16 protein-coding genes are annotated in these 13993 nt (G+C 35.1%); 13 read left to right on the forward strand and 3 right to left on the reverse strand.

The window, feature by feature from the left end:
• Positions 1–34: 34 nt before the first annotated feature.
• The 9 genes from HX124_RS01095 (at position 35) to HX124_RS01135 (ending at position 8783) form a co-directional block, all read left to right on the forward strand.
• Positions 35–1048 (forward strand): CobW family GTP-binding protein, encoded by a 1014-nt coding sequence (locus HX124_RS01095; protein WP_286381686.1) that lies wholly within the window; start codon positions 35–37, stop codon positions 1046–1048.
• A gap of 60 nt (positions 1049–1108) precedes the next feature.
• Positions 1109–1639 carry a YaeQ family protein gene (locus tag HX124_RS01100; protein WP_107007449.1) on the forward strand — a complete coding sequence of 177 codons (531 nt, stop codon included), beginning with the start codon at positions 1109–1111 and terminating at the stop codon, positions 1637–1639.
• 66 nt (positions 1640–1705) lie between these two features.
• The gene (locus HX124_RS01105; protein ID WP_107007450.1) at positions 1706–2044 is read left to right on the forward strand and encodes an FKBP-type peptidyl-prolyl cis-trans isomerase; all 339 of its coding nucleotides are present in this window, start codon (positions 1706–1708) and stop codon (positions 2042–2044) included.
• A gap of 542 nt (positions 2045–2586) precedes the next feature.
• Complete coding sequence (gene pgaB, locus HX124_RS01110) at positions 2587–4575, forward strand: poly-beta-1,6-N-acetyl-D-glucosamine N-deacetylase PgaB (protein ID WP_286381687.1); 1989 nt, start codon at positions 2587–2589, stop codon at positions 4573–4575.
• 11 nt (positions 4576–4586) lie between these two features.
• The gene (pgaC, locus tag HX124_RS01115) at positions 4587–5849 is read left to right on the forward strand and encodes a poly-beta-1,6-N-acetyl-D-glucosamine synthase (protein WP_107007452.1); all 1263 of its coding nucleotides are present in this window, start codon (positions 4587–4589) and stop codon (positions 5847–5849) included.
• A 25-nt stretch (positions 5850–5874) separates the two neighbouring features.
• The gene (pgaD, locus tag HX124_RS01120; protein ID WP_286376270.1) at positions 5875–6288 is read left to right on the forward strand and encodes a poly-beta-1,6-N-acetyl-D-glucosamine biosynthesis protein PgaD; all 414 of its coding nucleotides are present in this window, start codon (positions 5875–5877) and stop codon (positions 6286–6288) included.
• A gap of 100 nt (positions 6289–6388) precedes the next feature.
• A complete protein-coding gene (locus HX124_RS01125) occupies positions 6389–7531 on the forward strand; it encodes an acyltransferase family protein (protein ID WP_502872795.1) in 1143 nt (380 codons plus the stop codon).
• A gap of 93 nt (positions 7532–7624) precedes the next feature.
• Positions 7625–8260: a hypothetical protein gene (locus HX124_RS01130; RefSeq protein WP_286381689.1), complete on the forward strand. Its 636-nt coding sequence runs from the start codon at positions 7625–7627 to the stop codon at positions 8258–8260.
• Between the two features lie 70 nt (positions 8261–8330).
• Positions 8331–8783, forward strand: a complete 453-nt coding sequence (locus tag HX124_RS01135; protein ID WP_286376267.1) for a hypothetical protein — start codon at positions 8331–8333, stop codon at positions 8781–8783.
• Positions 8784–8884: 101 nt separating this feature from the next.
• Here HX124_RS01135 and HX124_RS01140 read toward each other — a convergent pair whose 3' ends face one another.
• Both HX124_RS01140 and HX124_RS01145 read right to left on the reverse strand, forming a co-directional pair.
• Complete coding sequence (locus HX124_RS01140) at positions 8885–9799, reverse strand: alpha/beta hydrolase family protein (RefSeq protein WP_286381690.1); 915 nt, start codon at positions 9797–9799, stop codon at positions 8885–8887.
• A 42-nt stretch (positions 9800–9841) separates the two neighbouring features.
• Positions 9842–10630, reverse strand: a complete 789-nt coding sequence (locus HX124_RS01145) for a crotonase/enoyl-CoA hydratase family protein (RefSeq protein ID WP_107007458.1) — start codon at positions 10628–10630, stop codon at positions 9842–9844.
• 261 nt (positions 10631–10891) lie between these two features.
• On the opposite strand from HX124_RS01145, the gene pnuC reads away from it, so the two are divergent.
• From pnuC to HX124_RS01160, 3 genes are all read left to right on the forward strand, one after another.
• Positions 10892–11464, forward strand: coding sequence for a nicotinamide riboside transporter PnuC (pnuC, locus tag HX124_RS01150; protein WP_286376265.1), 573 nt, complete (start codon positions 10892–10894; stop codon positions 11462–11464).
• Positions 11465–11482: 18 nt separating this feature from the next.
• Entirely contained in the window at positions 11483–11764 is a 282-nt protein-coding gene (locus HX124_RS01155; protein WP_286381691.1) for a hypothetical protein, read from the forward strand.
• A 293-nt stretch (positions 11765–12057) separates the two neighbouring features.
• A complete protein-coding gene (locus HX124_RS01160; protein WP_286376263.1) occupies positions 12058–13050 on the forward strand; it encodes a GGDEF domain-containing protein in 993 nt (330 codons plus the stop codon).
• A 51-nt stretch (positions 13051–13101) separates the two neighbouring features.
• Here HX124_RS01160 and HX124_RS01165 read toward each other — a convergent pair whose 3' ends face one another.
• Positions 13102–13305, reverse strand: a complete 204-nt coding sequence (locus HX124_RS01165; RefSeq protein ID WP_107007462.1) for an amino acid transport protein — start codon at positions 13303–13305, stop codon at positions 13102–13104.
• 155 nt (positions 13306–13460) lie between these two features.
• On the opposite strand from HX124_RS01165, the gene def reads away from it, so the two are divergent.
• On the forward strand, positions 13461–13940 hold the full coding sequence (gene def, locus HX124_RS01170) for a peptide deformylase (RefSeq protein WP_286381692.1): 480 nt from the start codon (positions 13461–13463) through the stop codon (positions 13938–13940).
• Positions 13941–13993 lie beyond the last annotated feature (53 nt).

Genomic DNA, 13993 nt, shown 5'->3' on the forward strand with positions numbered 1-13993 from the left:
ACTTTTAATATTATTGATAGATTGGGCATGCTCCATGAAAATTATTCCTGCTGCAACGGTAAAAACACATATTATTTCTGGTTTTTTAGGTGCAGGAAAAACCACTTTATTGCAGCAACTTTTACAGCAAAAACCTGAAAATGAAACGTGGGCAATTTTAATGAATGAGTTTGGTGAAATTGGTGTAGATCAGCAACTTTTACCGAATGCTCAAGGTTTTGAAGTAAAAGAATTATTGGGAGGCTGTTTGTGTTGCAGCAGCCAATTGCCTATGCAAATTGCATTGTCACGTTTGATTCAAGAAAAACAACCAGATCGTTTATTTATTGAACCTACGGGTTTGGGGCATCCTGCCCAACTTCTAGAACAATTAACAGAACCACATTGGCAAACTCAAATTGATATGCGAGCGTTGGTTACGGTGATCGACGGTTCACGTTTGCATGATGCAGCATGGGTTAAGCAAGATTTATATCAAGATCAACTGAAAGCTGCACAGATTGTTGTGGTTTCACATCAAGACAGCATGTCAGAAAATGATCAACAAGTTTTAGCACAATTCAAAAATGAGTATTTGGCTGATGTACAACAGTGGCTCATGTCGGAACAAGGGAATATTCAACTGGTGCAAATTGACCTACCTCATCAAGGGATACAACGAAAAATCGTGCCTTTGATTCATATCCAAAAACAGTTAAATCGCACAGAAGCGTTACCTGTAATTAAACAGCTCCCTTACCATTATGTTGAAAGTGCCAATGGTTATACGGTTGCAGGTTGGAAGTTTTCTAAACGTTGGCAGTTTGATTTTTATGATGTGCTAGATGTGTTATGTGATCAGAAAAATTGGTTAAGAATCAAAGGTATTTTTAATACTAATCAAGGTTGGATGGTGTTCAATTTTAATCCCGAAGATTTAAATTATAAGTCAACCGAAGAAGGACTAGATAACCGTGTTGAAATGATTACTCAACAAGATCAAGATTGGGAAAGCTTTGAAACTGCACTTTTAAAATGTCGTATTGATTCCTTGGAAAAAGCGCAGTAATCCAATGCAAAATCTTATAGACTGAGCGCCATATTTTAGAACTTGATTTTTGGACGGATTATGGCGCTTAAAGCAACTATTTATAAAGTAGATTTAAATATTGCCAATATGGATGTACATCAATATGGCGATTATCAATTGACGATGGCGCTACATCCATCTGAAACGATTGAACGTTTGATGGTACGGGTTTTGGCATTTGCACGTTTTGCTGATGAACAATTGGTATTTACTAAAGATTTATTTGAAACTGATGAGCCTGCATTGTGGGAAAAAGATTTGACAGGGCAGTTGGTAAAATGGGTTGAGGTCGGTTTACCTGACGAAGATAAAGTTAAAAAAGCAGCAGCACGTTGTAAAGATGTTGCTGTAATTGCTTATGGTTCAGCAGTTGCAGAATGGTATAAACGTAGTTCAAAGCTCAAAACCTTATCCAATGTGCAAGTATGGCAACTGTCAGAAGCAACAACGACAGCGATTCAACAATTATGTGAGCGCACGATGCAGTTACAGCTCAATGTGATGGATGGTGAATGGACACTCATCGGTGACAATGCTCAAGCATTGATTGAGTGGACACAGTTACAGTAAAACTGCATTTAAATACAGTCCAATTTAAATGTAGACCTAATCGAAAGTGAAAGTGGAGTAAAAGACATGACAGCAGCGTTAGAAATCATTGATTTAGTGGTTGGTGAAGGTAAAGAAGCAGTAAAAGGTGCTTTAATTACAACACATTATACAGGCTGGTTAGAAGACGGAACTAAATTTGATTCGTCACTAGATCGTGGTAACTATTTTGAAACTGTGATCGGTACAGGTCGTGTGATTAAAGGTTGGGATCAAGGTATTATTGGAATGAAAGTGGGTGGAAAACGTAAATTGATCGTGCCTGCACACTTGGCTTATGGTGAGCGTAAAATGGGTAATATTATTCCTGCAAACTCAAATTTGATTTTTGAAATTGAATTATATGATGTAAAAACACGTGACTAAGCATGTGATCAAACATGTAAATTGTTTTTGAATCTTCCCCTTGTAGAATGCTTCTCTTTTTAAAGCTGAGCAGCAAAAATGCGTAACAAGGGGAGATGTTTTAAAATCTATATAAACAAACAAGTCTGAACAAAGACTTTATTCTTTTAGTATGTTCATGATAAATAAAATAAGCAGTTTGGTGAGAAGATGTAAGATCAGTCAAATCAATAAAATGTGTAATATCTATCAGAATTAAAAACAAAAATAATCAATTGAGTGCTAACTTTCTATAAGTCAGTGTATGGCATTATTTGCAAACAAAACAAAACTTTCATTTTAATATTCATTTCAGGATTATACCTTATAAAATATCTATAGTAAGGATGTCTGATTTTTTGTGTTTTTTATCTTGGATTGAGTGGCGATCAGCGCTTATTTGGCTGCAAAAGAAACTGTGCAAAATTTTGAGGGTGCAGTTTTTTCGTTACTGGATTTGTCCCGTTGGATTTAAGATAAACCATAAAATCAGCATTCATAAAAAGTTCATGAGCTAAAAATTTATGTTGAATTGTTTTTTTAAACCAATTGTTGCTTGTCTAACGATGCTGGCTGCTTCTATGAGTATGATGTCAAATGCTGAAACGCTCAAACCAGATCCTCGTTCTTTAACCATCATTGGTTATCATGAGATTACAGATCATGAACATGCTTTAATTCCACAATATGCCATTAAATCTAAACAATTTGCTGAGCAAATTAAATCTTTGCAGCAAGATGGTTTTCACTTTATTAGTGTAGATCAATTGATTCAGGCAAATCAGGGAAAATATAAACTACCCAAAAAACCGTTGTTGCTCACTGTGGATGATGGTTATCAAAGTTTTTATCAATATGCATATCCACTTGTTAAGGCATTAAAAGTTCCAGTTGTTTTATCTGTTGTTGGGTCATGGATAGATACGCAAGGTAAAGAAGTCAGTTTTGGTGATCAGACCATTCCTCGTCATGATATTTTGACTTGGGATGAGCTAAAAGAAATGCAAGACAGTGGTTATGTCGAAATTGGGAGTCATAGTTACGACTTACATCGTGGGATTTTAGGCAATCCACAAGGGAATTCAGAACCAGCAGCAACAACACGTTTATATTCACCTGAAAATAAAAGCTACGAAACAGATGCTGCTTATGCAGAGCGTATTTATACAGATTTAAAGAAAAATAATGACTTATTAAAGCAACATGGGATTCGTAGCCCACGTGTCATGGTGTGGCCTTATGGTCAGTACAATATGAAAACGATTGAAATTGCGAATCGATTAGGTATGCCTATCACCATTACTTTAGATGACGGAAGTAATGATGTTAAACAGTCGTTGAGTCATTTAAATCGAATTTTAATCGAAAGTGACACGACACGTGAGGACTTATTAAAAGATATACATACACGTGAAATGGGCTTAAATGACAATAATCGTCCACAAAAGATTATGCATGTCGATTTAGACTATTTGTATGATCCTGATCCTGCTCAAGAAGAACGAAATATTGGTCTATTACTTGATCGTATTCAGGCAATGAAAGTCAATACAGTGTATTTACAAGCTTTTTCTGACCCAGATGCAGATGGTTCAGCAGATATGGTGTATTTCCCAAATCGTTATTTACCTATGCGTGCAGATTTGTTTAATCGAGTTGCTTGGCAAATCCAGTCTCGTACTCAAGTGACACGTTTATATGCATGGATGCCACTTTTGGCATGGGATTTACCCAAAGAAAACCCTGTTTCACAGCAGTTGGTGGTCACTCAACAAGCTGAAAAATCTGACCATTTAAATATGGGTTATCATCGTTTATCTCCTTATTCTGCTCAAGCAAGAGAGGTGATTCGAGGGATTTATGAAGATCTTGCAAAGTCATCTGAGTTCAATGGTATTCTTTTTCATGATGATACAACGCTATCTGACTATGAAGACAGTAGTTCTTATGCTTTAAGTGCTTATAAAGCAGCAGGTATTTCAACTGATCTAGATGCTGTGCGTAAAGATGAAGCACAATTACAAAAATGGACAGCATTTAAGACCAAAACCATTGATGATTTTGCAATGCAAATGGCAGATCAGATTCGTTATTACCATCCTTATTTGGTGACAGCACGTAATATGTATGCCCAAGTAGCTTTAAATGCGTATTCGGAAAATTGGTACGCACAATCTTTGGAACAATCACTCAATCGTTATGATTTTACAGCAATTATGGCAATGCCTTATATGGAGCAAGTTGACGATCAAAAAAAATTCTTTAAAGATATTGTAAATCGTGTCAAGTCTTATCCAAATGGGCTGAAAAAAACAGTATTTGAATTACAAGCGCTCAACTGGCGAAATAATCAGCCTGTTCCCACACAAGAGATGGCTGATACGATAAAATCACTCTATCAGCAGGGTGCGATGCACATTGCCTATTATCCTGATGATCCTTTCAAAAATCATCCAGATCCAAAAATTATGCGTGATGTCTTTGGCTTAAAAACCAATCGTCTCGTTCCTTAATAGTACTCGATATGAATTTTTTACAGCATTTCTGGCATATGGCTTTGGATTTTGTGTTTTTTTATCCATTATTTATGTCATATCTTTGGATGATTGGCGCGGTGATTTTCTTCCGTAAGGAAAAAAAAGAACCGCCTTATGATCAACCTAATCCGTTAATGGCATATCCTAAAGTTGCTGTATTAGTTCCTTGTTTTAATGAGGGAGAAAATGCAGAAGAGACTTTAAGTCATGCATTACAGTTAAATTATCCTCATTTTGAAGTGATTGCGATCAATGATGGTAGTTCTGATCATACCGCACAAATTTTGGATGCTTTAGCTCAGAAATACCCAAAATTACGTGTAGTGCATCTTGCGAAAAATCAGGGTAAAGCCATGGCTTTACAGGCAGGAAGTCTATTGACAGATGCTGAATATTTGATTGGGATTGATGGTGATGCTCTATTAGACCCTCATGCTGCGATGTGGATGGTACGACATTTTTTAGCAGACCCAAGTGTTGCAGCAGTTACAGGTAATCCACGTATTCGTACACGTTCTACCTTATTAGGGCGAATACAAGTTGGTGAGTTCTCTTCTATCGTGGGGTTGATTAAACGTGCTCAACGGAGTTTTGGACGACTTTTTACGGTTTCTGGTGTGATTACTGCATTTCGTAAAAGTGCTGTGCATGATGTTGGTTACTGGTCACCCAATGCCTTAACTGAAGATATTGATATCACATGGAAGTTACAACGTGCAGGTTGGAATATTCATTTTGAACCCAATGCTTTGGTGTGGATTTTAATGCCTGAAACCTTAAATGGTTTATGGAAACAGCGTTTACGTTGGGCAATGGGTGGCGCACAAGTCCTTATTAAAAATATCGATGTTGTATTTAAACCTAAATTAAATTATCTTTGGCCCCTGATTTTAGAACTGGTTTTGACATTAGTTTGGTCATATTTAATGCTCGCGGTTGCAATTATTTGGGTATTGCATTTTATAATCCCAAGCATTGCGATCAGTCAAAACGTGAGTTCTCCTTTTTTACCGTACGGAAGCGGAATTCTTTTGGGTTTAAGTTGTTTACTTCAGTTTGCTTTAAGCAAATGGATGGATAGTAGATACGAACCTAATCTATTAAAAAACTATTATTGGATGATTTGGTATCCTTTTGTTTTTTGGTTAATTACGTTAACAGCAAGTATTGTAGCATTTCCAAAAGTATTGCTACGTGGTCATGGAAAGCGTGCGCGTTGGATCAGCCCTGATAGAGGTATGCGATCTTAATGGCATTGTTTGAGTATAGGTAAAAATGAAAGCCAGTAATCTGATTATTGATTTACGTCAACAATTGCCTTGGCATAAGCGATATATATCAACAACATCAACAGCCATGTTATGGGGTGTTTGGATTTTATTGTGGCGCCCATTACTCTTGCTTATCGGGGTGATTGGTATACAAAAGCCACATATTGTTCACAACATTATGCAAGCTTTTACGGTAATATTACAGCATGGTTTAATTGCACTGATGGTCTGTGCATTGAGTTTGTTGTTATGGAACCGTTTTATTCCTGCAAAAACACCTGAGCAAGCTAAGACTAAATCTTTATCTGATTATGCTGAACATTTTGCTTTAAATGAACAAGAGATTGATGAAGGTCGACACCAGAAGATCAGTATTGTTCATCATGATGAACATGGCAAAATCATTTCAATTCAATAAATCTAACGATAAAAAATCCCACATCTAAGTGGGATTTTTTACGACACTTATTTACCGTGCTATGACAGGGAAGGCAGATTTTTCATATGGATCAAGGCTTGTGCAAAAAATAAATTCGGCTGAAAGCATTCGAGGCTTAGCGTGTTTAGCTGTGGTTTTTTCACATTTAAGCCTAAGCTTTATTCCGTATTTGCATTATTTTGATGTCAATGATGTTGCTAATAATCAATTGATTTATGCGATTCATCATTCACCTTTTGCATTTTGGTATTCGGGAACGGCTGCTGTTTTTATCTTTTTTGTGCTGAGTGGTTATGTTTTGAGTTATGCCATTTGTAAAAATCCTGCACAGATTTCCTTTAAGCTTAAAAATATGTGGATTAAGCGTTATCCGCGTTTAATGATTCCTGCTTTGTTTTCTTGTTTATTGATTTGGGTTGTATTTAATACCATTAAGATTGATAGTCAGCATGCTGGCGGATGGCTACAAAGTTATGTCACTCAAGTTTTTTCATTAAAAACTGTTTTTTATGAAGGCACAATTGGTTCTTTTCTTTTTGCAGAAAGTAATATTAATTGGGTACTTTGGACGATGACCATTGAATTACTCGGTTCATTTACTTTATTTATCTTAATTGGGTTACGCCAACTGCATCATGTCGTATTTTTTATAGGCTCAATTGTCTTTGCCTACTTTGCTTATTATTGGCGTGGTGAAGGCTTTTGTATGGGAATCTCTAGCTTTATTATTGGCATGTATATTTATTTTTATGGTCGCCAAATTTCGCTTTTATGTGCAAGTACATTACTAATTTTAGGTTTATATTTAGCAGGTGCACATAATACAAGTCAGTCATATGTTTGGTTATATGAATGGCTTGGTAATCGAACCTATGAGTATGGCAATTTTTTTGCGGGTATTTTGATTGTTTATAGTATTTTAATGAATCAAAAACTATCAAATATATTAGATCAGCCTTTATTGGTTTGGTTAGGTAAATTATCTTTTTCAGTATATTTGCTACATTTAATGTTGATGTATCTGATTTGTCTGCCATTTTTAAATTTATTTTTAAGTTGGGGATGGAGCTATTTGAGTGCTGTGATGTGGGCATCAAGTATTTTCATTATTGTTACTCTTGGTGTTGCCCAAGTTTATAGTCATTATGTTGACAAACTTTCGATAGATGTCAGTCAAAAAATCGCAAAGCTCATTTTAAAACCTAAAGATCAAGTATCATAAAGATACAGTTTTTTTGATTCAGTTTATTTTGCGACATCATAAAATCATTTAATATATTGATCGGCAATGAAAATAATTTGAGTTTTAAAAATAATGAAATATTTAAGTTCTCTTGTACTTTGTATGATGTGTAGTGCGACATTTGCAAACTCCATGATCAATTTTGACAATTTAAAACAAAGTAAAACTTTAGACAAAGCATGTACACAAGATGATGCAGATGTATTTGAAGCCAAAACTTATCAATTAAAATCTGGAAAAGTACAATTAAAAACGTATTCGTGTACAACGGAAAAGCAGGGCAAAATACAATATTATTCGGGTTTTGGTCTTCAGCTTGCTTCGGGTCAAAAGATTTATTTTTATGATCAGTTATCTGATGCGATTGGTTATGTAGGAATCAACTCGCAGCGTGTCGATCAATCTACCGTGGTTTTTGATAATATGTATGAGCGTGGTGGTGATTTGGTTTTTGTATGGATGCAGGATGAGCAACATATTTATGCAAGCAAAGTCCCTTATATGGCATCAGATGAAGGTGGTATTAAAATTTCAGCACAAGATCAAAAGATTTATTTACAAAAACAACTGTATTTAGGTGAAAATAAACAACAACAAGCACAGTATAAAAAAATTGGGCAAGGCATTGTATTAAAAAAACAAGCAGGAAAAGGTATGGTTTATCTGTCTGGAGATCTTAAAAAATTTCAACAAGAACATTTACAATAAAGTGAAAAAGATCATCTTTAACTCAGGTCAAAGTATGGTTTATTGAGATTAGGTAAAGGAGTTTCAAATCATGAAATGGTTGCTGATCATCATTGCTATTGGGGTGATTTTTTTTATTTTTAGAGTTATTTCTAAACAACAACTTTCACAGTTAAAATCAACGACATTTAAACCCTTTAAAGATGCTGTTCAACCCAAAAGTAGTGTGACAAAAGTTGAGCCGTTAGCACTGAGTGATGAAGAACAACAATTATTTGATGATGTCGCCAAACTTTTTTTCGAACAACACATACAACAGCAAGACATTGAACAAGCAGAACACATACAACAGCAATTTTTGAATAAAATGCCAAGTAAAACAGACAGTCAAATTGGTGAGTTTGATCTTGGAGAATGGTGTATTTATTGGAATTATCGTCAGCAGTCTTTAGAGTACTATGTTGGAAAATACGGCATTTTTTATACGCATGTTGACCGTCATGGTGTTGAACATAAAGCTGAATTGATGAAAGCATCATCATAAGTTTTTTATTATTTGCTCTAAATTAAATACATCAGTCGATTTAATTTTATGAGCTCTTGCTTAGGATTTTGCTTTCAAACGCCATTTTAAAAGAAAGACATTTATGAAGATGGGGTGATGAGGTCATTAAAGGTTTCTAGCATTTGATCCCAGATTGGTTCAGACCCTTTACGAAAATATCCCATATGCCCAATTTGTTTTAAACCAAAATCATCTGCACAAATGTTAATAAAATGCATCGGTGCATGTTTATAGTGCTGCATAAAAGCATATCGTGAATTTGGTAAAGCCCAGTCATCATCTAAAGCAGCGACAGCATAGATCGGTGTTTTGACTGCTGCATAAAGATGATGGAGTTCTTTTTGTTCAGGATCATCAAAAAAATAAGTTGGATTTTTACACCACTTTCGCCACTCTTGATAGACGCCTTTAGGTAAGTCTGCGCCCATTTTGAATTTACTCCAAGGCAAGTAACCTGTGAGTGCGACCAAAGGTGGGAAAACAATATTCCAAATCACTTGAACTTTTATTTTCTCTTTCAATGGCATATAGCCATGCCAGCCTGCACCTGTGCCAAAACAATACATCGCTGTGACTTTATGATGGTTGGATGTTAGACCTAAAGCTTGTCCACCGTAGGAATGACCAACCAGAAAAAGAGGAAGTTGTTCATCTGAAAAATGATCAATTGCACCTGCTAAATCGAGCTTGCCCCAATCTAAATAGGACATTTCAAAGCCTTTTAGTTGTTGAGGTGCAGATTGAGCAACACCACGATAGTCAAAGGTGAGCACTTGAAAGCCTTGCTGAGCAGCATATTCAGAGAAACGACGATAAAAAGCTTGCGGTACGCCCGTTGCACAAGACAGTAAAATTTTAGCCCGAATCTCTTGCTCTGGTGTATAGCTGACTCCGACTAAATCATAACCGTCTAAAGCTTGAAATGAGCAAGTATCAACTCGAAAGGATTGATAAACTCTATTTTCAGTATGAGCGAATTTTAAGTTTTCTATCATCTTTTTCCTCATTTTTAACTGTCTATATCATGTGATATGTGTTTATTTACCTTGAAAACGTGGTGCTCGACGCTCGATCATCGCTTTTACACCTTCTTGTGCATCTTCAGATGCAAGTAATGGTGTCAGTAATTCTTGTAAATTTCCAAAAGCAATTTCAGGGCTATGTAAAAATGCTTGATGAGCAGATTTTAAGGCTGCCTGTACGGCAAGGGGCGCGGCTTGAGCAATACTTTCAGCGATTTCAAGTGCTCGAATAAGTTGATTATTGCCTTCCACGACTTCTGTCACAAGGTTCATTTCATACGCAGTTTGTGCATAGAAAAGATCGCCCGTGAGTACGTATTTCATGGCTTTTACCCAACCTGCAGCTTGAACGAAACGTACTGTTGCACCACCAAAAGGTAAAATACCGCGTTGTACTTCAATTTGTGTAAATTGAGTATTTTCATTGGCAATGACGATATCTGAATTCAACATCAGCTCAATTCCTGCGGTATAGCAATAACCTTGAACCGCAGTAACTAAGGGTTTTGTTCTCTGACGACCCACTGTCCCCCAAGGGTTGACGATATCGTCAGAAAAATTAAAAACACCCTCAGCCAATTTAGGTTGTAGTTCGACTAAATCAAGCCCTGCAGTAAAATGATCACCATGAGCAAAAACGACGGCACATCTAAGTTCGGGGTTATTTTCGTATTCTGTTAAAGCTAAAGATAAATCTTGAATCAGATGACTATCAAAAGCATTACGTTTACTTGCTCTGTCTAAGCCGATCAGGTACAAATGACCACGAATTTCACGACTGACTTTTCCTTGCGTATTTGACATTATTGTTCTCACTTAGATCTTTATATCATTAATACATCAATACTTTTAACTGATCATGTTAAAACGATCAATTCAATCAACATGACTGATGGGTTTATAGTTGTACCATAGATCCTTAAAAATAAGTCTATTTATGCCGTATTACTCTGATTCAAATCATTTCATTCATATTGAAAAATAGACAGATTATTTAGAGCAGTTGGCTTGCATTCACGTTATTTTTTTTCATAATAAGCTATTATTTTTTAGTGCAGCTTAGCGATGTCTTCTTTAGAAATATTCTCAGTGATCATTAGTATTATCGGGGTTGCACTGACGATCAAACGTAATATGTTATGTTGGTTTTTTAACTTTTTTGCCTTTGTTTTATATGCTTATCTATTTTTTCAAGTCAAACTTTATGGCGAAACTATTTTACAATTTTTCTTTATGATTATTAACTTTTATGGTTTTTATCATTGGTTGAAAGGTAAACAACAGGATCATGAAATTCGTATTGAACCAATTGCTATAAAAAATGTGATTATTCAGATGATTTTAGCTGCTCTGGGTGGCTTAGTATTTGGGTTAAGTTTGCATTATTTTACTGATGCTGCTTTGCCAATGCTAGATTCTCAATTGGCTGCATTTAGTTTACTTGCTACTTATTGGACGAGTCGTAAACATATTGCGACATGGGTTTTATGGGTTTTTGTTGACATTGTTTATGTTGCAATGTTTATTCATAAAGATCTGCAACTTACGGCAGGTTTATATGCAGCATTTGTGGTGATGGCTGCATTTGGTTGGTGGCAATGGGAGCAAGTAAAAAAGAAACAAATGCTTCAGTTATAACCGACAGAGAGCCAAGAGATGATCATTGATTTTGTTACCATGCAAACAGAAAAATTTCAAAAACTGGCTGAAAAAATTCAGTCCGAACCTGAATGTTATTTAGATTTTGATTCAGTTTCGGACTTTTATAAAGCGAAATGGCTACAGGATTTTCCGCAGGGCACAACATGGACAGTCACAGGTTTAGACAATGGGGCAGATGAATTTGATATTTTAATTGAATATCATCATTATTTTTTAGTGATTGAATATTGCCAACAGTTAAAAGTATATACAGGAATTAAACAGCTGAGAGTTTAGAAACTTGACTATAAAATGTCGAATCTCTTTTTGTTGAATATGACTTTTGTGTGAATCATCGTAGATATGTTGTTCATTTAAGATAGATATGTAATATTTCAAAATATAAGTCAGGATGGCAGGCTGTAATGAACGTGTGGGGCAGATTCAGTGAATTTATAAATGGAAATATCATTTTAAATTGGCATCCTCTTACCAAATGTTGTTTAGTGATGGTACTAGGTGCATTAGTCTACATTTTATGGATCGTATGGTATCTTTTTGTTTTTAGTATACCAACGATGAAATATTGGATGAATGAAAGTTTATATCATTCACATTTGATTATTTCGTTGACTATTCTGATTATATTTTTACTATTTGCATTTTTAAGTTGGAAGTTTAAAAAAAATAAATGGATACAAAATGATTTTCCATATTTTGCAATTTTATATTTTGGTGCAACCTTAATATATGGCGGTTTTAATGTTGGTATTTTAAGCCCTGCAACAATTGGTGGATATATCAGTCTAATTTCTGTGGGTATTGTCCTATTTGAAAGAAAAATTATTTATAGCACAGCAATTCCTGTCACTATTTTTATGCTTGTGTGTATGGTTTTAAGTAGTTTAGAAAAAATTCCTTATGCACCATTATTTAGTCGAGAGCTTAATCAAACAATTTTATCGGAAAATTCATTTTGGATTTATAGCATGCTATTTTTATATGCTCCGATTTTTATATTTTCAATTATTCTTTTTGAAATTTTACTGACTCAATGGCGTAATCGTGAAGCACAGATTCAACATATGAGCTCACTTGACCCATTGACCAATATTTTTAACCGTCGTAGTCTGGCACAACGTTTGAGTTTTATGCAGGTTGAAAATCAAGATTATGCTTTAATTTTGCTAGATCTTGACCATTTTAAACATATTAATGATCATTATGGGCATGATATCGGCGATATTGTACTGATTAAAGTCGCCAAATTATTTAATTTACATTTAAGTACAAATGATATGGCAGGTCGATATGGTGGAGAAGAGTTTTTATTGATTTTGCAAAATAAAACACAGCAGCAAGCTGTATTAATTGCAGAACAGTTTCGACAGTATATTGAACAAGAGCCTATTTCTTTAGATTCACATCGTGAAATTTATATAACTGCGAGTTTTGGGGTGGCTGTATCTGAAGAAAATGTGAATAAAGAAATGGTTTTAAAACATGCTGATCAGGCATTATATCTTGCTAAAAATAAAGGGCGTAATCAAGTACGGTCTTATACTGAGGTACAAGAAATCTAATTGTTAATATAAAAAATTATTCAATATCTTATTTAAAATGATCTGTTGCACTTAAATTTTAATAAATTTGGGTAAAAATATAAGTGCAACACCAATAATAAGCATGAAGAATATATTTTCAATAAAATAAGGGTAAAGCATTAAAATAATACCAGAGACCAAGACCACCATATTTTTTTGTTTTTTACCAAAAATAAAATAGCCTAAGCCTATTGAGCTAAAAACTACACCTAAAAGTAAAACTGTAGTATTCATTTTTTATCATATTGATTGCTTAAAAAATCAGTATGACAAATTGAACTGAAGATATACTTAAAATATGGATATATTTAAATTTGATAATTTTTTTAATGAGTTTAAATAAGTCAAAAATAAACTATCAAAATCAATATGATGAAAAGGAGAAAGCAATGTCTGTGATTTTACCTGTTGCCCAACGTGGTGAACCGATTCTAAGCCTGATTGCAGCGTCTGTTGCTGAGCATGAGTTTGGCAGCGAATGGTTGATTCAGTTGGCTTCGGCATTGCATGAAACCATGATGGCACGTCAGGGCGTGGGGATTGCTGCGCTGCAGGTGTATATTTCCAAGCGTGTTATTATCGTGGCGTCCCGAGCAAATCCACGTTATCCCGATGCACCAACAATGGAAGCTGTGGTGATGGTCAATCCTGAGATATTTGAATTTTCATCTGAAACAGTGGCGGGTGAAGAGGGCTGTTTAAGTGTTCCTGATGAGCGAGGACAGGTGACTCGTGCGGAACAGATTTCAGTGCGTTATTACACATTGAATGGCGAAAAAGTTGAAACTACATTTTCAGGTTTTCCTGCTCGAATTGTGCAGCATGAGGTCGATCATTTGAACGGTGTATTATTTGTTGATCGGTTATAAGAGATTTATTGCGGTCATGCCTTGGTAAAATTTATTTTTTATGTTTCCATTTT

The sequence above is a fragment of the Acinetobacter sp. 226-1 genome, from assembly GCF_030329325.1.
Classification (GTDB): Bacteria; Pseudomonadota; Gammaproteobacteria; order Pseudomonadales; family Moraxellaceae; genus Acinetobacter; species Acinetobacter sichuanensis.

Excerpts from the sequence above, each read along its gene's own strand:
- HX124_RS01095 (WP_286381686.1), top strand. The coding sequence starts at position 35 with ATGAAAATTATTCCTGCTGCAACGGTAAAAACACATATTATTTCTGGT.
- HX124_RS01100 (WP_107007449.1), top strand. The coding sequence starts at position 1,109 with ATGGCGCTTAAAGCAACTATTTATAAAGTAGATTTAAATATTGCCAAT.
- HX124_RS01105 (WP_107007450.1), top strand. The coding sequence starts at position 1,706 with ATGACAGCAGCGTTAGAAATCATTGATTTAGTGGTTGGTGAAGGTAAA.
- pgaB (WP_286381687.1), top strand. The coding sequence starts at position 2,587 with ATGTTGAATTGTTTTTTTAAACCAATTGTTGCTTGTCTAACGATGCTG.
- pgaC (WP_107007452.1), top strand. The coding sequence starts at position 4,587 with ATGAATTTTTTACAGCATTTCTGGCATATGGCTTTGGATTTTGTGTTT.
- pgaD (WP_286376270.1), top strand. The coding sequence starts at position 5,875 with ATGAAAGCCAGTAATCTGATTATTGATTTACGTCAACAATTGCCTTGG.
- HX124_RS01130 (WP_286381689.1), top strand. The coding sequence starts at position 7,625 with ATGAAATATTTAAGTTCTCTTGTACTTTGTATGATGTGTAGTGCGACA.
- HX124_RS01135 (WP_286376267.1), top strand. The coding sequence starts at position 8,331 with ATGAAATGGTTGCTGATCATCATTGCTATTGGGGTGATTTTTTTTATT.
- HX124_RS01140 (WP_286381690.1), bottom strand. The coding sequence starts at position 9,799 with ATGATAGAAAACTTAAAATTCGCTCATACTGAAAATAGAGTTTATCAA.
- HX124_RS01145 (WP_107007458.1), bottom strand. The coding sequence starts at position 10,630 with ATGTCAAATACGCAAGGAAAAGTCAGTCGTGAAATTCGTGGTCATTTG.
- pnuC (WP_286376265.1), top strand. The coding sequence starts at position 10,892 with ATGTCTTCTTTAGAAATATTCTCAGTGATCATTAGTATTATCGGGGTT.
- HX124_RS01155 (WP_286381691.1), top strand. The coding sequence starts at position 11,483 with ATGATCATTGATTTTGTTACCATGCAAACAGAAAAATTTCAAAAACTG.
- HX124_RS01160 (WP_286376263.1), top strand. The coding sequence starts at position 12,058 with ATGAATGAAAGTTTATATCATTCACATTTGATTATTTCGTTGACTATT.
- HX124_RS01165 (WP_107007462.1), bottom strand. The coding sequence starts at position 13,305 with ATGAATACTACAGTTTTACTTTTAGGTGTAGTTTTTAGCTCAATAGGC.
- def (WP_286381692.1), top strand. The coding sequence starts at position 13,461 with ATGTCTGTGATTTTACCTGTTGCCCAACGTGGTGAACCGATTCTAAGC.